The organism is Pseudomonas sp. 31-12 (assembly GCF_003151075.1).
GTDB lineage: Bacteria > Pseudomonadota > Gammaproteobacteria > Pseudomonadales > Pseudomonadaceae > Aquipseudomonas.
Map to the genome: position 1 here is coordinate 2,413,222 of NZ_CP029482.1, position 24,891 is coordinate 2,438,112.

General features: G+C 51.6%; 17 protein-coding genes and 4 pseudogenes. 11 read left to right on the plus strand and 10 right to left on the minus strand.

What is annotated here, in order from left to right:
* The first annotated feature begins 232 nt into the window (after nucleotides 1–232).
* The gene (gene dsr1 / locus DJ564_RS11215) at nucleotides 233–4,051 is read left to right on the plus strand and encodes an anti-phage defense-associated sirtuin Dsr1 (protein ID WP_109629109.1); all 3,819 of its coding nucleotides are present in this window, start codon (nucleotides 233–235) and stop codon (nucleotides 4,049–4,051) included.
* A gap of 528 nt (nucleotides 4,052–4,579) precedes the next feature.
* Here dsr1 and istB read toward each other — a convergent pair.
* From istB to DJ564_RS11240, 4 genes are all read right to left on the minus strand, one after another.
* Nucleotides 4,580–5,383: an IS21-like element helper ATPase IstB gene (gene istB / locus DJ564_RS11225; RefSeq protein ID WP_090321778.1), complete on the minus strand. Its 804-nt coding sequence runs from the start codon at nucleotides 5,381–5,383 to the stop codon at nucleotides 4,580–4,582.
* Complete coding sequence (gene istA / locus DJ564_RS11230; RefSeq protein ID WP_109635997.1) at nucleotides 5,376–6,875, minus strand: IS21-like element ISPpu27 family transposase; 1,500 nt, start codon at nucleotides 6,873–6,875, stop codon at nucleotides 5,376–5,378. Before istA ends, istB begins: the two co-directional genes overlap by 8 nt.
* A gap of 761 nt (nucleotides 6,876–7,636) precedes the next feature.
* Nucleotides 7,637–9,343, minus strand: a complete 1,707-nt coding sequence (locus tag DJ564_RS11235) for a bifunctional diguanylate cyclase/phosphodiesterase (RefSeq protein WP_109629115.1) — start codon at nucleotides 9,341–9,343, stop codon at nucleotides 7,637–7,639.
* A gap of 1,197 nt (nucleotides 9,344–10,540) precedes the next feature.
* Nucleotides 10,541–11,473 carry a GGDEF domain-containing protein gene (locus DJ564_RS11240; RefSeq protein WP_109629117.1) on the minus strand — a complete coding sequence of 311 codons (933 nt, stop codon included), beginning with the start codon at nucleotides 11,471–11,473 and terminating at the stop codon, nucleotides 10,541–10,543.
* A gap of 443 nt (nucleotides 11,474–11,916) precedes the next feature.
* Between DJ564_RS11240 and DJ564_RS11245 the strand changes: the two are divergent.
* A pseudogene (locus DJ564_RS11245) lies at nucleotides 11,917–12,723 on the plus strand (aldo/keto reductase); the annotation flags it as partial.
* A 79-nt stretch (nucleotides 12,724–12,802) separates the two neighbouring features.
* Here the strand turns inward: DJ564_RS11245 and DJ564_RS11250 are convergent.
* From DJ564_RS11250 to DJ564_RS11265, 4 genes are all read right to left on the minus strand, one after another.
* Nucleotides 12,803–13,297, minus strand: a complete 495-nt coding sequence (locus tag DJ564_RS11250) for an alpha/beta fold hydrolase (protein WP_218277779.1) — start codon at nucleotides 13,295–13,297, stop codon at nucleotides 12,803–12,805.
* Between the two features lie 390 nt (nucleotides 13,298–13,687).
* A complete protein-coding gene (locus DJ564_RS11255; protein WP_109636000.1) occupies nucleotides 13,688–14,614 on the minus strand; it encodes a MurR/RpiR family transcriptional regulator in 927 nt (308 codons plus the stop codon).
* 69 nt (nucleotides 14,615–14,683) lie between these two features.
* Complete coding sequence (locus DJ564_RS11260) at nucleotides 14,684–15,796, minus strand: succinylglutamate desuccinylase/aspartoacylase family protein (protein ID WP_109629120.1); 1,113 nt, start codon at nucleotides 15,794–15,796, stop codon at nucleotides 14,684–14,686.
* 58 nt (nucleotides 15,797–15,854) lie between these two features.
* Nucleotides 15,855–16,640, minus strand: coding sequence for an ABC transporter substrate-binding protein (locus tag DJ564_RS11265; protein WP_109629122.1), 786 nt, complete (start codon nucleotides 16,638–16,640; stop codon nucleotides 15,855–15,857).
* Nucleotides 16,641–17,020: 380 nt separating this feature from the next.
* Here DJ564_RS11265 and DJ564_RS11270 point away from each other — a divergent pair, with 380 nt between their 5' ends.
* Nucleotides 17,021–18,694, plus strand: coding sequence for a cyanophycinase (locus DJ564_RS11270; protein WP_109629124.1), 1,674 nt, complete (start codon nucleotides 17,021–17,023; stop codon nucleotides 18,692–18,694).
* A gap of 57 nt (nucleotides 18,695–18,751) precedes the next feature.
* Entirely contained in the window at nucleotides 18,752–19,096 is a 345-nt protein-coding gene (locus tag DJ564_RS11275) for a hypothetical protein (protein ID WP_109629126.1), read from the plus strand.
* Between the two features lie 232 nt (nucleotides 19,097–19,328).
* Here the strand turns inward: DJ564_RS11275 and DJ564_RS11280 are convergent, their stop codons facing one another.
* On the minus strand, nucleotides 19,329–20,099 hold the full coding sequence (locus DJ564_RS11280; protein WP_109629128.1) for an alpha/beta fold hydrolase: 771 nt from the start codon (nucleotides 20,097–20,099) through the stop codon (nucleotides 19,329–19,331).
* 158 nt (nucleotides 20,100–20,257) lie between these two features.
* Here DJ564_RS11280 and DJ564_RS11285 point away from each other — a divergent pair, with 158 nt between their 5' ends.
* Together DJ564_RS11285 and DJ564_RS11290 are read left to right on the plus strand one after the other, a co-directional pair.
* Nucleotides 20,258–20,713: a MarR family winged helix-turn-helix transcriptional regulator gene (locus DJ564_RS11285; protein ID WP_109629130.1), complete on the plus strand. Its 456-nt coding sequence runs from the start codon at nucleotides 20,258–20,260 to the stop codon at nucleotides 20,711–20,713.
* Between the two features lie 184 nt (nucleotides 20,714–20,897).
* Entirely contained in the window at nucleotides 20,898–21,302 is a 405-nt protein-coding gene (locus tag DJ564_RS11290) for a nuclear transport factor 2 family protein (RefSeq protein WP_109636002.1), read from the plus strand.
* Nucleotides 21,303–21,344: 42 nt separating this feature from the next.
* Here the strand turns inward: DJ564_RS11290 and DJ564_RS32365 are convergent.
* A pseudogene (locus tag DJ564_RS32365) lies at nucleotides 21,345–21,716 on the minus strand (helix-turn-helix transcriptional regulator); the annotation flags it as partial.
* 63 nt (nucleotides 21,717–21,779) lie between these two features.
* Here DJ564_RS32365 and DJ564_RS11300 point away from each other — a divergent pair.
* The 5 genes and pseudogenes from DJ564_RS11300 to DJ564_RS11315 form a co-directional block, all read left to right on the plus strand.
* Nucleotides 21,780–22,250: a hypothetical protein gene (locus DJ564_RS11300; protein ID WP_162556193.1), complete on the plus strand. Its 471-nt coding sequence runs from the start codon at nucleotides 21,780–21,782 to the stop codon at nucleotides 22,248–22,250.
* A gap of 414 nt (nucleotides 22,251–22,664) precedes the next feature.
* Nucleotides 22,665–22,901 carry a hypothetical protein gene (locus DJ564_RS31970; protein ID WP_162556194.1) on the plus strand — a complete coding sequence of 79 codons (237 nt, stop codon included), beginning with the start codon at nucleotides 22,665–22,667 and terminating at the stop codon, nucleotides 22,899–22,901.
* A 42-nt stretch (nucleotides 22,902–22,943) separates the two neighbouring features.
* Nucleotides 22,944–24,305 (plus strand): glutathione-disulfide reductase, encoded by a 1,362-nt coding sequence (gene gorA / locus DJ564_RS11305; RefSeq protein ID WP_109629134.1) that lies wholly within the window; start codon nucleotides 22,944–22,946, stop codon nucleotides 24,303–24,305.
* Nucleotides 24,306–24,362: 57 nt separating this feature from the next.
* Nucleotides 24,363–24,518, plus strand: a pseudogene (locus tag DJ564_RS11310) (glutamate-5-semialdehyde dehydrogenase); the annotation flags it as partial.
* Nucleotides 24,519–24,535: 17 nt separating this feature from the next.
* Nucleotides 24,536–24,862, plus strand: a pseudogene (locus DJ564_RS11315) (LysR substrate-binding domain-containing protein); the annotation flags it as partial.
* Between the last annotated feature and the right edge of the window lie 29 nt (nucleotides 24,863–24,891).

Consider the following 24,891-nt stretch of genomic DNA (forward strand, 5'->3'; position numbering starts at 1 on the left):
TCTGACGCTCGCACAGGATTGAAGCCTTGAAGGGGGCCATCGATGATGCGTCATAGAGCCGTCTCCTCATGACCTATCGAAGCCCGATAAGCCCTTCAGAGCATCCTATGGATCGAGGCCCCTAAGGCGGAATGTCACCTGTCGCTGTGTATCGATGGCGTAGATGCCTCACCCGTGGTACACAAAGGCTCGAAAGGTGGCTTTTCGCCATCAAACACGGGGTGGGGCAGGGATGCAATTCGTAACGAACGGTCCAGATATCCCAGATGAGCTGCTTCAGGCCCATGAAGAAGGTAGGGTCATCTTCTTTTGTGGGGCCGGTATTTCATATCCAGCTGGGCTCCTGGATTTCAAAGGTTTGGTGCGGCTCATCTACAAGGAGGCGTCGACCACCTTCGATAGCGCCGAGCAGAAAGCTTTTGATAACTATCAGTTCGATGCCACGTTGGATCTACTTGAGCGTCGCTTGCCGAACGGGCGCGCTGCTGTTCGAGATGCTTTGGCGCGGGCTCTCAAGCCCAACATCCGACTCAAAGGCGCGACAGACACGCACGCAGCATTGCTGAGGCTGGGAAAGTGCCGGACCGGTGAAGTGCGTCTTGTAACCACAAACTTCGACCGAGTGTTCGATGCCGCAGGTCGACGCACAAAACAGCGTTTCAATTATTACTCAGCCCCAATGCTTCCTCTTCCCAAAAAAAGTCGATGGGATGGAGTCGTTTATCTGCACGGCCTACTGCCGGATAAACCTACCATTTCCGAACTCAATCGACTGGTCATTACAAGTGGTGACTTTGGACTTGCTTACCTGACTGAGCGTTGGGCTGCCCGATTCGTAAGCGAATTGTTCCGCAACTACGTTGTTTGCTTCATCGGGTACAGTGTCAGCGATCCAGTTCTGCGCTACATGATGGACGCGTTGGCTGCTGACAGAATGCTGGGAGAGATTACCCCTCAGGCATGGGCATTTGGATCTTGTGCGCCAGGAGAGGAAAGCCTGAAGACAGCTGAGTGGAAGGCAAAAGGGGTTTTCCCCATCCTGTACAACACTCAACCTGGGGCAAACTCGCATAGGGGATTGCATCAAACTCTGAAAGCTTGGGCAGAGACATACAGTGACGGAACGACGGGTAAGGAGCGGATCGTCACCACTCACGCTCTTTCCAGGCCTTCGGCCAGCACCCGGCAAGATGATTTCGTGGGGCGTCTGCTATGGGCGCTTTCTGACAAGTCAGGGCTACCGGCGCGCCGGTTTGCAGATTTCAATCCTGCTCCGCCCTTGGAGTGGCTGCTGGGCGCCTTTAGTGACCCCCGGTACTGCTACTCGGATCTCGCGCGCTTTGGTGTTCCTGCTCATGCTGAACATGATCCTAAGCTCAGCTTCAGTCTGGTTCAAAGACCTTCGCCTTACCACTTGGCAGCGCAGATGACGCTGGTGAGCGGGCGCACGGGTCACTGGGATAATGTGATGTTCCAGATCGCTCGGTGGCTTGTTCGGCATCTCGACGATCCAGACCTTCTACTTTGGCTTACTACGCGGGGCGGATGTATCCACGAGCGGCTTGCATTTCTTATTGAGGATCAACTGGGGCGCATTGCCAAGCTTCAGAGCGAAGGAAACACCGCTGAGCTGGATGCGCTTCGCAAAAGCTCACCTAACGCGATACCTGGGCCTCACATGCGCAAACTGTGGGGACTGTTCCTGGCTGAGCGGATCAAGTCGCCTTGGAGAGACCTAGACCTCTATAGCTGGTTGGAGCGGTTGAAGCGAGATGGCCTGACTGCCAGTCTTCGACTGCAACTCAGGGAGTTGCTCTCGCCTGTGGTGTCAATCTCTCGGCCGTTTCGATTTTCAGAAGACCAGGATGTCTCAGCAAAACACCTGCGCGATTTGGTGAATTGGGAGTTGGTTTTAGTCTCCGGCCATGTGCGATCCACGCTCTCCGAGTCGTCTCGTTCGGAGTGGGCACCGGTCTTGCCTTTGCTGCTGGAGGATCTCCAGGCATTGGTTCGTGATGCATTGGATCTTTTGCGAGAACTGGAAAGCGCCAACTCCTTCGAGGATCGTTCGTATTGGGATCTACCGTCTGTTAGTCCTCATTGGCAGAATCGTGGTTTCCGCGAGTGGGTCGTGCTCGTTGAGTTGCTGAGGGATTCGTGGCTGACTAATTTCGAAGAACATCCGGAGGTTGCGGCGAAGATCGCGCACAGGTGGTTTGAGATTCCATATCCAACATTCAAACGCTTGGCGTTCTTTGCAGCCAGTCAGGATGGTGCCATTTCTGCTGATGAGTGGGCTGAATGGCTACTTGTCGAGAATGGTCATTGGTTGTGGTCCACCTCCACTAAACGCGAGGTCTACCGCCTGCTTGTGTTGCAAGGGCGCATGCTGCCCCTTGCCGCTCAAGAAAGGTTAGAGACGGAGATTCTGGCCGGACCTCCTAGAGCAAACTTCGTGGCAGACATTACGGATGATCGCTATCAAGAACACGTAGACCGGGCGATTTGGAGGGTCTTGGCGAAGCTTCAGTACGGTGGGCTTGTGCTGGGTGATCAGGCTCAGCAAAGACTTGATGCGCTGTCCGCAGCCTACCCACATCTGCGCTTGGCAGACAATGAGAGCGACGAGTTTTCTCATTGGATGAGTGGGACCGGAGACCCTGATTATCAGCAGCAGCGTGTTGTCAGGCCTGCACCTTACAAACGTGAGGCACTGGTCCAATGGCTTCGAAATATCCCGGCAGCTGATGAGTATTTCGATGAAGACACTTGGAGAGATGTGTGCCGAAAGCACCTTCTCAACAGCTTGTTTGCTTTGGGTGACCTAGCGGAGGATGGCCAATGGCTCTTGGGTCGCTGGAGGGAAGCTTTCCAAGCATGGAGCGAATCTGGCATTGCTCGAAAATCATGGCGTTATGTTGCTCCGTGGATCAATAGGATGCCAGATCGTGAACTTGAGCAGATTATTCATTACGTAACTCGATGGCTAGATGAGGTATCCAAAGCAGAACTTCAAGATATGGATATGTTTTTGGGGCTTATCCGAAGGGTGATGCATCTGCCCCTGGCAGCGGATACGGGGATGACCAGTAATGGCGAACCGTTAAATCAGCCAGTCACTGAAGCCATCAATCACCCCATTGGGCACGCTACCCAGTCTCTGTTGAATATTTGGGAGAGATCAAGCCTCAGCGACGGTGATGGTCTGCCAGAGAGGATGGGGCAGATTTTCACCGAGCTGTGCGACCCGCAAGTGGAACGATACCGTCATGGCAGGGTACTGCTTGCTTCTAGACTTATCGCTCTGTTCAGGGTAGATGGGGCTTGGACAAGAACAAATCTGCTTCCTCATTTCAGCTGGGCTCGCAATCCTGCTGAGGCTAGAAGGGTCTGGGAAGGCTTCTTGTGGTCGCCCCGCCTGTACCGTCCACTTCTATTGGCCTTCAAAGCCGAGTTTCTCGATACCGCAAGCCATTACGCGGATCTGGGTGAGCACGGGGAGCAATTCGCGGCTATTTTCACTTATGCAGCCTTAGGTCCACTTGATGGGTATACCACGGATGAATTCCGTGATGCCTTCGCGACGTTTCCACTGAAGGCGTTACAGGAGGCGGCTCAAGCTCTATCACAAGCGCTGGAAGGCGCTGGGGAACAGCGGGAGGAGTATTGGCAGACTCGGGTTCAGCCCTTTTGGCAACATATTTGGCCAAAATCCAGGGACCTAGTGACATCTAATATCGCTGAATCATTGACCCGGATGTCCATTGCGGGCGGAAGATCATTCCCGGACATCATTAATGCAATTCACGACTGGCTAGTGCCCATCGGGCATTTGCACTATGTCATCCACCTGCTTGATGAGTCAGGCATGTGCATGGTTTTCCCTGAATCAGCGTTGCGCCTGCTGGCTGCGGTGGTTGGTGAGCAGACTTGGCCGCCTTCTGAGCTGCGCTCTTGTCTTGAATCGATTGCACAGGCCCAGATCGACCTTGCTGAGCGTCCAGAATACCGCAGGCTGACGGAGTACCTGCGTCGTCGTGGTCAGCCATAGTGCGAAGAACCGCTGGTGCAGCGGGCCAGTTGATTTCCTGCAAGGGAAAAAGATGCAGGATGATTGAATCGCGGCTAATGGGTAAAGCAGGGCAAGTAAGAGGTGAGTTTTGTCCGCTCTACAAACACGGCTACGTTAGTGCGATCAAGAAGGTGCTTGCTGAGATTAAGTGATACCTCTGATGAGTAGGGGGGCAACCTAATCGGATACGCTGGGCTCATTCGGGGCGTAGGCCTCGGTCAATACCCGCTTAGGTGGGATGAGTCCAGCGGGTGGTGGTCTTGGTGGTCGTTGCGCTCCCGTTCTTAGTCACCCAGTACTGCGGGGCCAACCAATTTCACCTCAAGTCCATAAGCTCTGTCGGCGCTGATTGAAAACTGACCCACCCTGCCGATTGAAAATTGACCCAGGGCGGATTGCTGATTTTGGCATCAGCAATTGTGGATAAGCTTAGCAGTCGTGTCCCGGTGGAAGAGGCATTAAAGTCCCACCGCATGTGGGCATGCGGCAGGGTATTTTCGGTGCAGATCAAAACAGCTCATCGTCCTCGGCACCATCATTGTCTTTGCGCTTTCGTTCACGTGATTTGATCTTGGTCTGGGCGACCAAGCTGCTGTGTTGCAGGCGGTAGGACTCGTTGCCCGTTTCGACGATGTGGCAGTGGTGTGTCAGCCGATCCAGCAACGCCGTGGTCATCTTGGCGTCACCAAACACACTCGACCATTCCGAGAAGCTGAGGTTGGTGGTGATCACCACGCTGGTGTGCTCGTACAGCTTGGACAGCAAGTGAAATAACAGGGCACCACCGCTCTGGCTGAAGGGCAAATACCCCAGTTCATCGAGTATCACCAGGTCTGTTCGTAACAGCCCTTGAGCGATGCGGCCCGTCTTGCCATCGTACTTTTCGCGCTCCAGCAGATTGACCAGATCCACCGTGGAGTAGAAGCGCACGCGTTTGTGATGCGTCGTGATCCCGGACACAGCCAAGGCGGTGGCGAGGTGTGTTTTGCCTGTTCCAGGCCCGCCGATGAATACGACATTCTGCGCGGTATCGGTGAACTCCAGGTTGGACAGATCCCTGACCAGGCGGGCGTCTGCGCTGGAAGCGCTAAAGTCGAAGCCGGCCAAATCACGATGCATGGGGAGTTTGGCCATATTCATCTGGTGGTTCACTGAGCGCACCGCTCGATCCGCATGTTCTTGTTGGAGAAGATGCTCAAGCAGCCATTTCGACGAGGTTGTTGAGGCTTCGCCTTGCGAGGCCAGTTCTTCCCAGGCGCTGGCCATACCATGCAGACGCAGTTCTTTGAGTTCCGCCTTAAGATCACGCATTGCGAGTCTCCTCATCGGTGGTACGGAGCCGGTCGTAACGTGCCGTATTGGCAACAGGCACTATCTTGAGTTGAAGGCTGGTTTCGGCGGACGGAGGGGCTGCTGTCGATGTCAGTCGAGCCAGGACATTCAGGATGTGGTCAGCACTCAAGCTGCCTGATTCAAGTACCAACTCCACAGCCACTAACACCGCATCGAGCCCGGCGATGGGAACAGCCGCCAGTACCTGCGTCATGATTCGATCACCGTTGGTGTGACGCCTCAGACCGCGTTTTAGCAGTTGCAAAGGCTTCGGCAGATCAGCAAACGGAGCGCCATTGCGCAGCGCTCCGGGCTTGCGCTCGATAAGCGGGATGTAATGCTGCCAGTCAAAACTGACCTGATCTCGATCAAACAGGCGCTCATGACTGGCAATCGTCGTTTCATCGACGATGACTACAATCCGGGAAGGATACAGACGGCTGCTGACCCACTGGCCGACCCGCTCACACGGCACCGAATAGCGATTTCGCGCCACGCTGATCAGGCAGGTGCTGGAGACCCGCACGGTGCGCTCGACGTAGCCATCAAAGGCAGTCGGCATCGGCATCAATTCAGCGCGTTCCAGCTCCAGGACGTCCGCCACGGTCAGCCCGTTGTACTGCGGGTGCAGCAGTTCGCCCCAGAGTGCACGGCAGCGTTGGCCGAGCCAGGCATTCAATTCCTCGAAGGTGTGGAACATGCAGTTTTGAGCATCGAGCCAGATGCGCCGTCGGCTGTCTTGGACGTTCTTTTCAACGATGCCTTTTTCCCAGCCGGAAGCGACGTTGCAGAAGTCCGGGTCGAACAGGTAGTGCGCACACATCACGGCAAACCGAGCATTGACCGTGCGGCCCTTACCCTTGTTGACCTTGTCGACAGCGGTCTTCATGTTGTCGTAGATGCCGCGACGCGGCACCCCACCTAACGCGCCAAACGAGCGGGTATGGGCATCGAACAACATCTCGTGGCCTTGGCTGGGATACGCAACCAACCAAAATGCGCGACTGGCGCACAGCTTCATATGGGAGACCTGGATGCGTCGGAACAGGCCGCCGATCAGCAGACCTTCTTCGCTCCAGTCGAATTGAAAAGCCTCCCCGAGTGCAAAGGTCAGCGGCACAAAGGCTCGTAAAGACTTGCCTTGCTCGCCGCGCCACGAGCGTATAAAGGCGGTGAGCTGGCTGTAGCCGCCGTCGTACCCCTCGGCCTTGATCTGTTCGAAGAGTGCTTTGGCACTTCTGCGGTTGTGCTTTGCCCGAAACGAATCGGCCTTGAGCGCCTGCTCCAGCGTCTCGTGAAATGGACTGAGTTTGTTGAAGGTTGCGCACCGTTGGTACGCCGGCTGAGTGGCTTCGGGTGCTCTGACCCATTTTCGAATGGTGTTTCTCGACAGCCCGGTACGCTTGGCTATCTGATGCAGCGAGAGCTTGTCGCGGAAGTACATCCGCCGGATTTTTCCCAACATTTCCATGCTGATCACCCTGTGTTCTCCTGCTCGAAAAGTGAGCAGAAGCAGTTGAACACCTGGGTCAGTTTTCAGTCGGCAGAACAGCCTTTACTGGGTCAGTTTTCGGTCAGCGGCAACAAGCTACTGAAAGCCGCAGGGTCGTAGCGACAACTGATGGATGGCAGATGAACTGTTTACGAGGTCTCCAGCGAGTACCCGCTTCGCGGAAGTAATCCACAGGGTCTCGCTAGTTAATAGGCGCCGAAGGAGCAGTTTACGTTCGTCTAGTTTGTTCGGTCCTATCGCATCATGTGGTGCAAAGTGGGTGACTGCACAGACTTGCCCACCTACTTGCATTCGGCCTGACCAGTCATTTGCATCGGATTTGACCAGCACAATCCGCAGACATGACTGGCAGAGAACGACCCATAGCCGCCAGTCAGGGGGCAAAGAGAATAGCCGAAAAATGCCATCCACAGTTGTCCGAAGACGGGGAGAATTCGGTTCTTTTACCTTATAGCTGTTAAGATTTTAAATGGTTTCTATCAAATTAAAAAGATTCACTCGAATGGACTGGATTCACACGCCAATCTATCTGTGGAACCTGAGTCGGGTAGCGATAGGGCTGGTATCACTTGCGTCGATGAACGCATTTTCTGGTTGGATAACGTAGAGTTACATTAACAGAAGAGAGAGCTGAAGTTAAACCAATTACAGTGACGAAAAGTCTAACGAAAAGTTTCGAAAGCACTCACTATAGTAAGTATTTCCGGTGATTGGTTTGCCTAGTCATGACAAATTCTAATTTTCTTATTGGTGGAGTCGACGCGTGAACGAAATGAAAATTGCTCTGCCCAATTGCAAACTTGATCGGCCCTGATTGGTTTTGAGATGCCATAACCTTGCGCCATATCACACCCGAGTTGCTTTAATTTAACACAGTGCTCCTCTGTTTCAACACCTTCAGCAACTACTTTCCGGCCAAAAGTTCTTGCAATTCCTATGATGACTTCAGTGAGTGCAAGATCGTCTTTATCTAATAGCATATTACGTATAAATGACTGGTCAATTTTTATTGTTTCTGTGGGTAAAAGCTTTAGATAACTGAGCGACGAATAACCAGTACCGAAGTCATCCAGCGAAAAAGTTACGCCGAGTTTTCGGCAGTTGGAAAGGCACTGAGCCACTTGTTCAAAATTGTCTAGCAACACCGACTCCACAATTTCAATGTCCAACAATTTTGGTGATATGCATGGGTGACAGCTCAATATTTCCTGTAAGCGGTTAGCAAAATTTCGCTTCTGAAAATGAAAGGCAGAAATATTGACACTAATTTGCCATGTATGGCCCATTTTACACCATAATGTAATCTGATCCAGAGCCTGATGAATGGCCCACTCACCTATTTTAACGATAAGATCAGTACGCTCTATCCGCGGCAAAAAAGCCGATGGAAGAACCATTCCCTCCTGCGGATGCTGCCAACGAAGCAATGCTTCAAATCCGATAACAGCCCCGCTGCGCAGATCGACCTTGGGTTGATAGTGCAGCAACATTTCGTTAGCTTCTAAAGCCAAGTCAATTCTTGCAACCGTATCAAAGGCGATTTTCTCTTCTTTTTCCGATGAAACATCAAAGTAACAAACACAATTGCGGCCATTTCTCTTTGCCTGATACATCGCTTGATCAGCATGGCGAAGTAGAGTGTCGGAGTCTTCATTGTCCGCAGGAAACATGGTAACTCCGACACTCGCGGAGATATTTATACCGAAGCCATCAATAAAATAGATCGATGAAATCTCGCCCATGACGCGGTGAATAGCATTTTTCAGCTCTTCAATGTTACTCACGTTCAAGATTAAAACAAATTCGTCGCCTCCTAGGCGGGCCACTATATCATATCCGCGTATAGCTTTTGTCAGGCGTTGGGCTACCGCAATAAGAAGTCGATCCCCGATGGCATGTCCATAAGAATCATTAACTTTTTTGAATCCATCCAAGTCAAGAACCCCTATTGCGAGAGGTTGTTTGTGCCTCGTGGAAATAATCTGGTCTAGTCGTTCGGTCAACAACAGACGATTTGGAAGATCTGTCAGTACATCATGCCCTGCGCGCCATTCCAGAGCTTTAACTAGTTGGTGCTTGTCGGTGACATCAAAACGGATGGCGACATATTTAAGTGCGCAATTTGTTTCTAAGTCGATTAACGCTAATATAGTGCAATCCACCCAGTATAAAGTGCCGTTTTTGGCACGATTACATATCTCACCTTTCCATATTCTTCTATGCAATATGGTGTTCCATAACTCAATAAAAAATTCTGGTGAATGGAAGCCAGAGTTTAATATTCGGTGGTTTTTCCCATACAATTCTTCAGCAGAATAACCGGAAATGGCACAGAATTTGTCGTTCACAAATGTGATATTTCCTGCTAGATCGGTTTCCGAGAAAATGGCGGCCGCATCCACTGCTAAGCGATAACTTTTATACATTTTTTTTCCGCCACGGTGAGGTATGCGCCTAAATCGATATTTGCTATTAAATTGAAGTCGATTGAGAAATTATCTATACGTACATCAGGGTGCACATTGGGTCTGAACTAGAAATGTAGATATTTTCTGAATGAGATGCATTATATGTGTTAAGCAAAAGTTGACATTATCCTAATGTAGGCTAGTTCTCATTTTGAGTTATGTCAAGTATGCGATTTATTGAGATAAAGGAATAGCTTAAATAGCTTTTAGCAATATTAATTACTGAGCATAAATTCTTTTATTTTTACCAAATTTTTTATCGGTTTTGATAGCTCACCGGCAGATCGTCAGATACGTCCGAGCTAAGATTGTCAGGAATTGAAACCTCTTTCAGTTGCCGCAACAACTTAGGCCTAAACGATACCGGCTTGAATTTGCAAAAGCAGTCCCGAGATTCTTCACGGCGTGCACCGTGATTACTCTTGGACGCTATGACTTCAAAACCCAGGCCTTCAATGTGAGAACACCGCAGGGTCGTGGCGGACCCTTCCCGGCTGCCTTTTTCAGGAATATTGGTGACCCTGGTTTGGTGCATGGGTCTGGCTCTAGTAACTTTGAACGAACCGTTTCTGCGACAAGAGCTTACCAAGTCTCTCCGCGCAGCTGGGCTGTTCGAGAAAGCGTGATCGAAGAATCTTTGAAAGACATCTATCTAAGCTCGTTCAGAAGTTTGAAAAGACACGGATCTCTCTATGCATCCCTGGTCTTAGCGTTTTCTGTCGTCCAAAGTAGATGCGGGCCGCTCATTAGGATGGGCATATTGCCTTGCTGGCCACCTTTCAATTCAAGTCGCAAGTTCAAGCTGTTTGTCGATGTGAATCTTTCAGGTATGAATCTAATTTGGGTAACTTGAATGGCCGCTTTTGGCCGATTCTGTTGAAAAAGTCGACCATGGTTTCCGCAGTTGAAAAGTACGCGTCCGAGATTGAAATCTTTACTTTTAGCAGAGGTTTCCAGACGCAGATTTCACGTAGCAGCGTGTAAAAAAGACGTTTTCACCGGTCAATGATCAGGCAGCTTTGGATGACCGACTTTTTGAACAGAATCGGCCGATTGCTGCTGGCCGCAAACGGACCTAGTCGACCTTCAAAAAGGGATTTAGGGCGCTACATGATGTTGTACAAAAACCATTTTCTCCAGAATTTCTTACAGAACCTAAAGATTAAAAAATTGATTTCGACCCCGTTCTTTAGCTATGTAGAGAGCCTTATCGGCTCGGTCCAGTAGTACGTTGTACGGGTGCAGTGGAGCAAATGTATGTACTGAAAAACCAACGCTTATAGTTAAGTGTCCTGTGCTGGAAACTGAGTGCGGTATTCTCAAGTCTCGCACTAGTTGGCATAGAGTTTCGACGTGTCGAGCTGATTGGTCTTTCGTCATGCCGCTGGAAAGAATTACAAATTCTTCACCGCCATACCTGGCTGCAAAATCAGAGCCTCGCTGAAAAGACTTATTCAAACTATCAGCGACACGTATTAATGCTTCGTCGCCAGCTTGATGCCCATAAATATCATTGAATGACTTGAAGTTATCGACATCAATCATGGCGAGAGTCAATGAGTCGCTGTTGCGGCATGCAATTTTACATTGAATTTCGAACTGGGTATCAAAAAAACGACGATTGTAAATGCCTGTCAGCCCATCTTTTATGGATAGTTGTTCGAAGTGTACTTTCATTTCCCTGAGGGACTGGTGTTCGTCGCGAAGTTGCTGCTGTATTAGCATGCGAGGTGTTACATCTTTTTGTATACCTAAAAAATTGCTCACCACGCCATTTTCATCATGAATTGGAGATATGCTTAGCTCATTCCAGAACATCGTTCCATCCTTGCGGTAGTTTCGCAAGGTTACGAGGCAGTATTCCCCTTTTTTAACGGCGTTGTGAATAATTTCAAGCTCAGGCTGTTCTCGATCATTTTTTTGTAGGTATCGGCAGTTAATGTTAGTGATTTCTTCAAACGAGTAGCCGGTCATGCGCTCAAAAGCAGGATTTACAAAAATCAGTGGATTGTCGTCGATAGAATTATCGGAGATGGTGATGCCATCTCGTGAATCCATAACTGCTTGCTTAAGAATTTCAATTTTCATGCAAATTCCGTCGACAGGATTGATTGGAATAGCACTGTTTAAAAAAGGTATAGAATCAAGATGGTACAGCTAATTAACTTGCTTGATGTATAAGTGTAGTCGTTGGAGAAATACAATGTCTGTTTTTTTATGCTTTCGATAGCCGTTGCGATTGATTTCAGTCAATAGCTCCGCAGAAATGGCCCTGGCTGGCTGATTGCGTCAGAAATGACCTGCATCAGGGCATCAGTATTATGGCTTAACTGTTCACTTCTTTTTCGCGCGACCGCTTGCTGGCCGACATCTTTTGGCCGGGGCCGACCCGCTATGAGCGTCCGTATGGCTTCTGAACGGTGTGCAGCAGCATCCTCCGAAAACATTCACTTCGAAGCTGTCTCGATATCGCTTTGATCACCAATTGCTGCAAGAGATATGGTTAAGTCGCGCAGCTTGGCGACGGGAGATCGGAACGCATCATCGCTGATGTGATGAAAGAGCGGGGCGGCGATAGGCCTTTCATCGCGACCAAAGCGGGAAGGCGGTTAGCACCTCATGTTGCTCAAGGATACTCGCGGGCAAATCTGAACGACTTTGTCGAACGATCCCTTATAAACCTGGCCACGGATTGTTTGGACTTAGTACAACTGCATTGCCCACCGACGGAGGTCTATTACCAGCCGGACGTTTTTCAAGTTATGGAGGATATGGTGACCGCTGGCAAGATCCGCAATTACGGGGTCTCAGTGGAAAAAGTCGAGGAAGGCTTGAAGGCTATCGAATATCCAGGGGTTGCGTCCGTTCAGCTGATCTACAACATTTTCCGTCAGAGGCCTGATCAGCTGTTCATGCAGGAAGCCAAACGACGTGGGGTTGCCGTTATCGTTCGCGTGCCTCTAGCCTCCGGTCTGCTTACAGGGAAAATGACCAAGGCAACCACCTTCTCTAAGGATGATCACCGTCAGTTCAATCGACACGGCGAAGCTTTCGATAAAGGTGAAACGTTCGCGGGTGTGCCTTATGACACCGCGTTGGAGGCAATTGAGCAAATTCGTCCGTTCGTACCGGAAGGAGTCACGATGGCCCAGTTCGCTCTGCGGTGGATCTTGATGGAGAGCGGGGTAACCACCGTTATTCCTGGAGCAAAGAATTTACAGCAAGCCAAAGCCAACAGCGCGTCTAGCTCCTTACCGCCTATTCCTGACAAAACTATGCGCGTACTTCTTGATCTGTATAACCGTGAGATTTCGTCCCACGTGCATCATCAATGGTGATCTCTTCGGAGTGCTGAAACTTTAGGCAACCGCGTGATTGCGTCCGACTGACCCTAAGGTGTGAGCTACTTGGCTGACTCTAGCCGGGTAGTCTGCCTAGCCCTTCGACGTAGACATTTCCGTTCTGAAACACCATGACGCTCACCGCCTTCGGTCTCGCCATCACCAGACGCATGCCGACAGGTGCGCCGTAATCTTGCATGAACAGGCTGTATTGCTTGAGCCCGACTACATCTGTGAAGTGTGCAATCAGTGTTGCGTAGTGTTCAAACGTGTATGTGAACTGATCTGGAGTGGGCGCGTCGCTGTTACCAAAGCCTGGGTAGTCCGGCGCAATGAGGTGAAAGCGGTCGCCCAATTGACGCATCAGCCCTTCATACATCCGTGACGAACTTGGCACCCCGTGAAGTAAAAGAACGGAGGGAGCGTTGACGTTGCCTATCTCCCGATAGGCGATGCTCACGCCATCGACCTTCACTTGGCGATAAGACATTTTCGGCATTTCCGCCTGGGCGTGGCCGATGCTTAACATTAGTGGCAATACCAGCAACGTGAAATATTTGAATAGGGGCATCGCCGGTACTCCTGTGAGGTGCACAGCTGTTTTGCGGAGAGGTTTAGGCCAGAGGTGGTTACGCGCTCACACGAATTATCGACAGATCTTCCGATTGGAGGAATGGCTACCAATGACAACACGCTATTTCACAAAGTGAAAGAGTTTCGTCCAAGTTGGCGATGGCAGTCTAGGCGGGTATTCACTGAAAAATGAGATCAAAAGCAAGACGCTGTCGACGAATATGTTTCGCAAAGTTCTTTTGTGTTTTCGGTAGTCTTTACATCGCCTGTGAATTTTGCCGTACCGAAAATGCCGTAGCTAGACGACTTGATTCCCTCGCCGAGCGTCTGTCCATCCAGCTGGAATTTGCGATCCTGAGTTGAGGTCGAGGAAATTCTTCCGTCGACTTCAGCGGGTAAGCGGTCGTTTCTTGGTGCCGGGCTTGTTGTTAGATGAAACATGTAGGTAGGACAGTACACTCTCTGTAAGCTCGGCCGACAATGTTACGGCTTCCTTATTCCGCGTCATAACGGCAGCGACCAAGCCCTCGATCAACGCTAAAACGGCTGAGTTTGAGCTGATCAGTACGGGATGGTTTGCCGCAGCGAACAGTGTGTGATGGCAGATGTTGGCCAGAGGTGATGCGGGCGAATCAGTGATAGCTAACACTGACGCTCCACGCTCTTTGGCAAATCGCGCTAATTGCAGCGTGTCCTGAGAGTAGCGGGGCAATGAGATCGCTAGAAGAACGTCGGCGGGCGTGATGGAGGCCAATCGATAGGCTGCGTTCTCGTTGCCTCCTTCCATACTGATTGCCTGCGCATCAGCAATGAAGGGAATCAGGTTGGAGGCGGCCAGTCCTGCCATGTACGCGCTGTTTCCAAAACCAAGGATGTAGATTTTGCGGGCCTGGATGAGGGCACTGACAAAGGCTTCGAACATCTCTGAAGGATTGTTGGTGTTAGTCGTGCTCAGGTTGCTGGTTGCGATTTGAAGTTGTTCGGTCAAGCCGAATTCGCCCGAGGGTCGATGGGCCATCTCATTGCGCAATTTGTCGACAGGAGAAACCATGTCCTGCAAGGTCGCAACCAGTTCGACCTTCAATTGCGTGTAGCCCTTCAGGCCTATGGCGCGCGCGAGCCGATTGACCGCTGCCGGTGAAGTCAACGACTCCTGGGCCAGCTCCTCGATTGTCAGGGTCGCGGCCTTCAGTGGATGACGCAGGATAAAGTCAGCCACCTTGCGCAGAGAAGGTTGCAAATCCGGTGCAGCCTCGGCGAGGTTGCGCATGATGGGCGCTGTGTAAACGGTGGCATTGCGAGGAGGTTGGAGCATAAGTTGGGCAGGCCTGTCGATCAGTTGCCCCAGTGTATCTGAAGCGAGCGAATTCACGGGAGTGTCGCCTCAATCGGTCAAGAGGCGCCCTTGACGAATGGGTTCGCTACCAGTGACCTTGGCTAGCCAAAGGCCGGGTTGAGCAAACCGCAAGCGCTCACGGGCGTAGAGCACGCCATTCGTGGTGGCGCAAACTCGTGTATGGCGGTCAGTGATTGGATCGAAGACGTCAAACAGCGCGTCCCCTTTGTTTACCCGTGCACCCAATGGTTTCAGGAAAGAGACGACCCCCGCGTGTGGTGCATAAGCATACTGCGCGCCTGCAAATGGCGTAGCTTCACAGGACGAGGAGGGTACTTTGGGCCAGTCACCGCTGATCATCTTCAGGCCCCCCAAGTACGCCAGTATGGCTTCTGCGTGAACTTCGGCCGCGACGTGACCGGTGTCCGCCATACCGCCCAGTTCTATGGTCGTGGCCGTGCAGGCTATCGGAATGGCAGCGTCTGGAAATTGCTTGGCCAACTGGAGCCAAGGGGTGGAGCATGCTTCGTCGAAGGAATCGCCGCCGGCTGATTCGGCCAGTAAAGCCGCACCGGCGCCGAGGCGGTTTGCCAATGGCTCAAGTGAGTCCCAAAGCTGTGGCAGGCTATAAAGCAGAAGAATGGACTCAAAGTCGCAATGCAGATCAAGCACCACATCCGCATCACAGGCGTGAGTCAACAAAAGGCGTTGCAACCCTTCAAGCGTTGAGTTCGCTTGAGGCAGCTCGTTCAGCACTTCGTGCATGGCTGCCCTGATGACCTCCACATTATCCTTGGCCTTGCCGTTCAGGCGCCCGCTAACCCGCGTAGCCACCGCTTCCCCGAGTGACGGGAAATCCCGATTGAAATTTTTGCCGCTGGCAAAGTCGAATCGACCCTGATGAGTGGCTTGAAACATCTGTGACAGCCCTATGGGATTGGCCACCGGAACCAGTTCAATCGTCGCGTTCAGCCGACCCTCTTGCTCCAGCTCGCGCAAGCGCTTTTTCAGCTCGACCGCAACGCGCATACCTGGCAACTCATCCGCGTGCAGCGATGCCTGAATGTAGGCTTTGCGAGGTCCGCTACCAAAACGAAAAACTGACAGACGTCGCTCGATACCCGGGCTGCCCCAGGGCAGCAAGTGCTCAATGTGTTCCATGGAGAGTTCCTGAAGAAAACAAGCAGGAGTCGCAGAATCACAACTCCTGCGCAAGTGATCAGCCGCCGTAGATGTCGTAGTTGAAATACTTGTTCTGAATCTTTTGGTAAGTGCCGTCTGCGCGAACGGCGTCGATAGCGGCATTGAGTTTTTCAGCGGTCGCGGAATCGCTTTTGCGTACTGCAATACCAGCGCCGTTGCCAAAGTATTTTTTGTCGGTGAAGTCGGGGCCTACCAATGCGAAGCCCTTGCCAGCGTCAGTCTTGATGAAGCCTTCATCGATGTTGACGATGTCGGCAAGGGTGGCATCCAGGCGACCGGACGCCAGGTCCAGGAACGCTTCACCTTGGGAGCCGTAGCGCACGACTTCAATACCCGCCGCGGCGAATTTGTCACTGGCATAGCGATCGTAGGTTGACGCGCGCTGAACGCCTACTCGCTTGCCTTTGAGGTCAACCAGCGGATCGTTGATGACGGTGCCGGCCTTCATCGCCAGTTTGCCGGGGGTGTGATAGTACTTTTTGCTGAAATCGACCGATTTAAGGCGGTCGGGCGTGATCGACATGGAGGAGAGGATAGCGTCGATCTTGCGAACCTTCAGTGATGGAATCAATCCGTCGAACTGCTGTTCCGTCCATACGCATTTGACCGCCATTTTCTCGCACAGCGCATTGCCAATGTCGTAGTCGAAACCGGTGATCGCGCCGTCTGCTGTCTTGGACGCGAAGGGCGGATAGGCCGCTTCGATACCTATGCGCAGTGTCTGTTCTTCTGCCATAGCGAATGCGCTCATGGCGCTCATGGCGGTCAGCGCCACGGCGCCGAGAAGTGTGATTGTTTTCATTTTACTACTCCTTACAGCGGGTATCAGGGAGGGTGAATGCGGTCGACGAGCGCGTATGGCGGTTGAGCCGGATCGGGTACGGCACCAGTGATAATGAAACGATTATTTTCACGAAATGTAAAATAAGAAAAATAATATTCTTTGATGGGTGAGGCGATAGTTTTTATTAAAGTGATATAAATAATTGAAAATTAACGATTAATTATTTTTTTGTTACAGCTGTGTGAGTTATTTAGCTCAGATCAGTGGTCTTGATCAGCAAAAAAATGCGGCGTATAAGATTTCGAACTATCTAAGCCTGATAGAGAAATTTTCAGATTGGCGCTTTCAGGATTGTCTGTGAAGCCATTGATGTTCTCCCCACAAAAAGAGCAATACGGATGAGCAAAGTGAGAAAGGGAAGGGTGTTGGTCGCGTTGGCTATCGCTTCTTCGGCGACGTCGGTGCTCGCGGATGGCCATTTACTGGCGGTGGGGGGCATGTTGAGGGCTAGCAATTTGCCCGTGTATCACAAGTTCGTGGATCTGGCGGGCGGGGCTGGCGCGGCAAAGATTGTGATTTTCCCCACCGCCAGTGGCAGCCTGGGTTCGAGCAAACGCTTTCAAGCCGAGCTGGTGGCATTGGGTGTGCCGGCTTCGCACGTCACGATTGCGTCGATCGATAGCAAAAACTACGCGCAAACCATGAATAATCCCGAGGCCGTCAAACCGATCACTGAGGCAAGCGCTGTATGGTTTGTGGGCGGGGACCAAGCGAGAATTGCCAAAGCGCTGTTTAACGCCGATGGAAGTGATTCGCTGGCGATGCAAGCAGTGCGCAAGGTGTATGAGCAGGGCGGAGTCATCGGTGGCACGAGCGCGGGCGCAAGTATTCTCGGCGCGCAGATGCCGACGGCTTACGGGGTTGTCATGGATACGCTGGACTTTGGTGTAGCGAAGTCTGCCGGGCAGCGTGGTGCGGCATTGCTCAAAGGCTCTGGCTTGTTCAAGGCCGGGATAATCGATCAGCACCTGGATCAGCTCGAAGAGACCAGTACCGGGCGAGCCGCGCGCATGGCTAGTTATCTGGTGGGCGATCAGCGTGGCAAGGGGTTCGGGTTGGATACTAACACTGCCATGTGGGTAAAGCCTGACGGTCAGATCGAGGTTATTGGCGAAGGTTATTTGACAGTGATGGACGCCAGCCATGCAACCAAGCAGTTCGGCATCTACGGTACTGAATTGCATAACGTGCAGCTCGCGATGCTTGGCAACGGCGATCACTACAACCTTTCGACAAATGCAGTCTCACCGGCTGAAGGCAAGGAGGTCATCAAGCCGGGCGATGAATACTTGGCAGGTAACCAACTGATCACGGACTTATCTGCTGTGGCAGCGATGCGTCGGGCAGTGCTGTATGGTTTGGCGGATAACACAGCTACGCGTCAGTCGGGTTTGATGACTCGATACAATCCTTCCAATGGATACCATTACGGGTATCGGTTTGATTTCACCAAGGCCCCAGGTTTTGTTGCTCACAGCAAGACTTATGACTCATTGACCAACTACACCGCCCAGGGCGTGAGTCTGGATGTCACGCCGGTTGACGCGTGGTTGAGTCCTCCACAAAAAAATCTGCCCACCGACATCCCGGCGAATCAAGCATCCGATGCGGTGCGAGCGGTGGTTTTTCGCGGGCTCATGACCTGTAACGAGGCCAATGCCTTTGAGCCGGCCCGTGCCATTACCCGAGGGGAGTTAGCCAACACGTTGCAGATGACCTTGGCCGGTGAAATGAAGGTCGACAAGCGAACAGTCTTCACTGATCTGCCGGCGGATTCCCCTTTGTCTGATCAAGTCGGGATCGTGGTTTCCAATGGCTGGATGAAAAGTGGACCAGCGTTCGAAGCGAACAAACCGGTCACCCGGGAAGAGTGGGTTGAAGCCGCCAAAGTTTTGGTAGCTCAAGGTCGCGTAACAACGGTGGTGTCTGATTCGCATAAGGGCGCGACCGTGCGCCGTGATGAAGTGGCCGAACTGATCTCCCGGGCTTACGGCCTTGGAGACAAATCTTGAAGTCGGCTGTGATTCGGCTGCGCAGTCCATGCGCGCTGGCTAAATGAAGTGATTCCGATGCCCCTCGACCAGATTGAGATTTTCGCGCTCTCTAACCTGTTTGCTGGTGAAGAAATAGGTTCGGCTTCGGCTAAGAGTGATAGCCCAATGTTTCGAGTGATTGCGCGCGAGAAAACCAACGCTGGCTTTTACTCGATCATTCAGTGTTCGCTAGAGGGGCGATTGGCAATTGAAGTGAAGGAGCGGTGCTGGACATTCGATCATGCTTCGCTGAGTCAGCGGGGCGTTTTTGTCTGTTGGTCCGATGACAACCAGGCTTTGTGTTTGGAAGCATTCAGTTGTTCGGGTGGATGGCCTGATGTGCTTTTGCCCCAGCAATTGCGTCTCGTGAGCTGCGCCTAGAGCAGACTTCATCGGCAAGCATGTCGATACATCAGGCGCTAACCTCGCGACCTAAGAGGCTCAAGCACTTAGGCAAAGAAAAGCCCGCGTGGGGAGCGCGGGCTAAAGGATTTATAAGGAGCAGAGATCAACGTATCAGATGCGGGTGAAAAATCTGTGAATCAAGCGTATCTGTTACTTTCCAATAACAGGCCGCTGCCCGTCGGTGAACCTCATGGCAGCTATTTCAAGTTTATTTTGCCGCCTTCTCAATCAGGTTAGCCACGGCCTTTGGATTGGACACCATAACAACGTGTGAGCCACCCTTGACCACAACAGTTTGCTTGGAGTGCGCACGCTCAGCCATGAATGCCAGGGCTTGAGGTGGGATGTTCTTGTCTTTGTCGCCGTAAACAAACCACGATGGAACGGTTTTCCAAGCTGGCGTGGTGGCTGCTTCATTCAAAGCAGCGACGGTGACAGGGCGCTGACCAGCAGCCATCAGCCGAGCATCAGCTTCGGATACATCGGCAGCAAACTGGTCGTGGAACTTATCTTGCTGGATGTAGAGATCTTTCCCACCGTCAGCAAGATCAACTGGTGCAGCTAGAGCAGATGCAAGAGTTCCGCCTGGGAAGCGCCCAGACAATTCCGCTGCCGTTTCGCCAGCCTCTGGCGCAAACGCTGCGACGAATACCAAGCTCTTCACGTTTGAGTTGCCATAAGCGGCTTCAGAAATCACAGGTCCACCGTACGAGTGACCGACAAGGACAACAGGCGTCTTGATGCTTTTGATGATGCTTGCAACGGACTGAGCGTCACTTGTAACACCACGCAGTGGATTCGCCGCTGCGATGACGGGGTAGCCGTCCTTTTCCAGAATTTTCACAACACCATTCCAGCTCGACGAATCAGCGAAAGCGCCGTGCACAAGGATCACTGTTGGCTTTACGTCAGCAGCGTGTGCAACGCTTGCGGCAGTGATGGCAGTTGCGAGAGCCAAACCCGAGAGGATCTTTTTCATTTGAATATCTACCAGTGAGGGGGGACGGCGGAATATGTATTGTGCGCTAATTAATCGCTCTAGTAATAATCGTGCAGCATGTAAAATATTTTGTCAATAGCTTGCGATTGAATCGCGCACGTAATAATTTGCTTTCCTAGGTAGCAAGGGAGAAGCAGGTGACCAAATTAAAAATTCCGGAAGACGATTTCGCGCCACTGGATGAGTTTTTATGCTTCACGATCTACTCAACGGGACATGCGCTTACGCAGTTCTACCGTCCGATATTGGAGGCAATAGGCCTAACGTATCCGCAGTATTTGCTGATGGTGGCGCTTTGGGCGAAGGATGATCAGATCATCAAGGATCTGGGTAGCAGGCTATTTCTGGAGTCGAGCACACTAACGCCATTAGTTAAGCGTATGGAAAGCGCGGGACTTATAAGCCGTTGCCGGGATCCAAAAGATGAGCGTCAGGTGCGGGTCAGACTGACGGACAAGGGCAGGACATTGAAGTCGGATGCACTCAAGGTTCCAGGCTGCATTCAGTCGGCAGTAGGGATGACAGCAGAAAATGTCATGGAGATTCAGGCTGCGGTTGCTGGTATCCGTGACCGGTTAATTGAGGGGAGATAACCTTATCTTGTTGGCGCTGATTGAAAATTGACCCACAAGGCATGCGGCAGGGTGTTTATGGTGCAGATCAAGACGGTTTATCGTCCTCGATACTCCTAGGGCACTTACCAACTGGTAAGTACTAGAAAAGCGCCTACCCATTATTCGACAATGACTTCTCAAAACGACCAGAGACTTAATGATCATGAATGGGCAAAACAATCTAGAATTTGCGCAGAACTTCTTACAAAAACTGGGTGCTGGAGACTCTCAAGCACTGGCGCATCTATTTGCTGAGGACGCGCGTTGGGAAATTGCGGGTGATGAGGGGGCACTGCCATGGCTTGGTAAAAAAACAGGCCGAGAGGCTATTGTTGACTTCGTAAGAGATACTGCGGCGTTGATAACAAGCGAGAGTCTCAACGTCCACGATATCCTTGCGAATGAGCATCGCGCATTGATACTTGGTGACCTTGCGTCAGTCGTAAAAGCCACGGGTAAACGTATTGAAACGTCATTTGTACTGGTGCTAGAGGTAGATGACGGATTGATTACGAGCTTTCGAATGTTGGAGGATAGCTTTACCGTATCCCAAGCCGCACGAGGCTAATAAATCTTCCTCATCGTCCGGCATATGGAAATGTCGGAGATGTTACATCCCCCGTCTCACTCTCCCAGGTGCTTCACCGTATATTTCCTTGAGTTCTTTGCTGAAAGCCGCTTGGGATTGATACCCGACTTAGGAAGTAATGTCGCTCAAACCCAAATGTGAATGGTTTAGCAGGTTGACCGCCAACTCCATTCGGACCTGAGTCAATAATACCCAAGGTGAAACTCCAGCCACCCGTACGAAGGCTAGCATAAACGTTGCGCGAGACATGCTTGCGGTTTCAGCGAGACCGTCAACGGTCCACTCATGCGCAGGATCCGCCAGCATGGACTGCCAATCGCGACCTAGCCGCTTATCAGACAGCAACGCCAAGGTGCATGTGTGTTGGCCATGGCTCGCGATGTGCGCGCGGAGGAATTTGACCTTAAAGTACTTTTAGCCCATGTCGATAAAGTAGGGACAAAAAAGGAGACTCTCATGGAAATCAATGCCACTACACGCGCTTCGACTAGAATCACAGAACCCGCAAATACTCCCAAGGCTGTGCCGAGCGAGGCTCCAGGTAACTCCGACCTATCGGCAGTTACCGAAGGTGTAAAAGTGACCTTGTCCGCTGAAGGGGCAGCGAAAGCGTCAAGTGAGAGTGAAAAAAATGCGGACATCGATGCTAGCAATCTGCCGGATGGTGTGAAAAAAATTCTCAAAGTGATCAGAGACATCCAAGAAAAAATTCAAAAGAAAATGGAGGAGTTGGATGCCATTAAGAACGATCACTCTCTGAGCGAAAAAGATCGTGAAGGAAAGGTTCAGGGCATTTTGGCGGAGTTAGGTATTCTCACTAGCCAGCTCACCACTACAACGAATGATCTGCACCGTACAGAAAACGAAATGAAGCTTTCGTCGTCGATGAAAAAACTTTCGAACTCCCTTTCAGCTCCGAGGGACTGACGCACAATGCCGCTGATTGACCCTTCACTACACGTCGCTGGAAAGCTGTGGAGGCGTAACCTGCTTTCAAGGCACCATCGACAGAAGGTTGGTGTACATCTCACTCGCTAATCATTGGCCCCACTGACACGGTCTAGGGCTATCGGTTGAATTGCGACCAACCCCGCCAGTTGACCCCACCGTACCCACGTCGACAGTCATGCGTAAGCGATCTCATGCTACGTATCGCTCTGGGTCTTTTGGACGGGTAGGTTGGATGCGTGTTCGCAAAGCTCTATTAACATTGTTTCACCCTGCACAATTAAGCCATGACATATCTGCCCATTCTCTAAAGCGCCTTTGTTGGTGAAACTGATCCTAGAAGCGATCAACCACTGGAGTTGTCGCAGCGTTCTCCATAACTGGGAGATTCCAATGTTCGGCACTACTCAATCCTGCCCTGGCGGCTCCTATCCGGATACTTCGATCGTTCTTCATCGTGAGCACGAAGCGGGCTTTTTGCTTCCCCAATTCATGGGAGCTTTGGCAAGCGAGGCTAGCGGATTAGGCATGACTGATATGTGCCAACCACGTTCAGACGAAGGTTTTTTTTCAAGGCTTTGTGCCTCACTGATGAAGTCGCTGAAGCTCCGGTTGTTATTCATAAAATGATATTGGACAGCCGGGTGCTGTGCATTCTTACAGAGAACTGAAATGAGCCACGACTTCGATCTATTTGTCATTGGTGCCGGCTCGGGTGGAGTACGGGCTGCACGGTTTGCAGCAGGTTTTGGTGCAAAAGTAGCGGTTGCCGAAAGTCGATACTTAGGCGGCACATGTGTAAATGTCGGCTGCGTTCCAAAAAAGTTGTTGGTTTACGGTGCCCATTTTGCTGACGACTTCCAACAGGCTGAAAGCTTCGGCTGGACAGCTGGCAAGGCGAATTTCGACTGGCCATCGCTTATTGCGAACAAGAACCGTGAGATCGACCGTCTCAATGGCATCTACCGTAAGCTTTTGATTAACAGCGGCGTCACGTTGCTCGAAGGCCATGCACGATTAGCAGATGCGAACCATGTCGATGTAAACGGCCAGCGTTTCAGCGCTGAGCGGATTTTGATTGCGACTGGCGGGTGGCCGCAGATTCCGAAAATTCCGGGACATGAATATGCGATCACTTCAAATGAAGCGTTCTTCCTGGAAGAGCTGCCCAAGCGAATCTTGGTGGTCGGAGGTGGTTATATTGCTGTGGAATTCGCTGGCATTTTCAACGGGCTAGGAGCCGATACTCGGCTGCTGTATCGAGGCGATCTGTTTTTGCGAGGATTCGATCAATCAGTGCGTATTCATTTGGCAGAGGAGCTGACTAAGCGCGGTCTGCGATTAGATTTCAATACTGACATTGTCCAAATTGAGAAGCAGGCCGATGGAAGCTTGCTCGCGACGCTTAAGGATGGGACGCAATTGGAAACTGACAGCATCTTCTATGCCACTGGTCGTAGGCCAATGCTCGATAACCTGGGGTTGGAAAATACGCGCGTAGAGTTCAACGAGGCTGGCTACATTGACGTGAATGAGCACTTTGAAACTCGCGAGCCTTCCATTTTGGCTCTGGGTGATGTCATTGGCGGTGTCCAGTTGACACCCGTTGCGACAGCAGAGGGCATGGCAGTTGCCCGTCGGTTGTTCAAGCCTGAGCAGTATCGACCGGTCGACTATCGCCATATTCCAACTGCTGTGTTCAGCCAGCCAAATATTGGTACGGTAGGACTCACCGAACAGCAAGCGATTGAGCAAGGCCACAAAGTGGTGGTGTTCGAGAACCGGTTCCGACCCATGAAATTGACTCTCACCCAGTCGCCTGAACAGACGCTGATGAAGCTGGTAGTGGACGCAGAATCTGATCGAGTGTTGGGATGCCACATGGTCGGTCCGGACGCGGGGGATATCATTCAAGGCTTAGCGATTGCTCTTAAGGCGGGTGCCACCAAACGACTTTTTGATGACACTATTGGCGTTCATCCGACCTCCGCAGAAGAGTTCGTTACCCTCCGTGAGGCGGTTAGTAGCAGGTGACGGAGGATGGCGATTCCTATACATTTTGCGGCCGCCTCTTGATGGTAAACCTGCTCCATGTCTCTCGCGCTCGAACAACTAGTCGCTGGTACACAGATCCCTTTCGCTGGTAGTCGTGTGACTGTCGTCAGCCCCGAACTGGCAGCGCGTTTCCAGCCGGGGGACCATTTGCTGGTAGAGCAAGTCAGTGGCGAGCTATTGCTGATCCCCCTGCACTCACGACGGCTCAGTTAGCTCAACTGGATTTTGCTTTGCTGACCTCTGACTTCGCTACGCGCATTTGTATCGATGAGTACTTCACCAACGCGAAAATCACGCCAAAGGTGACGATTCAGGTCAACTCCGTAAACACGTTGCTTGAAGTCATCCGAAACACCGCGGTCGCTACCATCCTTCCGAAACCCATCGCCATGCAGGATCGCGCTCTTCAAAAACTGGCCTTGCTCGATAAGGCGCCTCAACGTGGCGTGTCGATTCTCAGGCGGAAAAATAACTACCACAGTACAGCGGCGGTCGCGTTCATGAATTTGATGCTTGGATCCCCGGCAGTGGACTGAGAATAGAGTGCTGACCATTACTCCCAGTG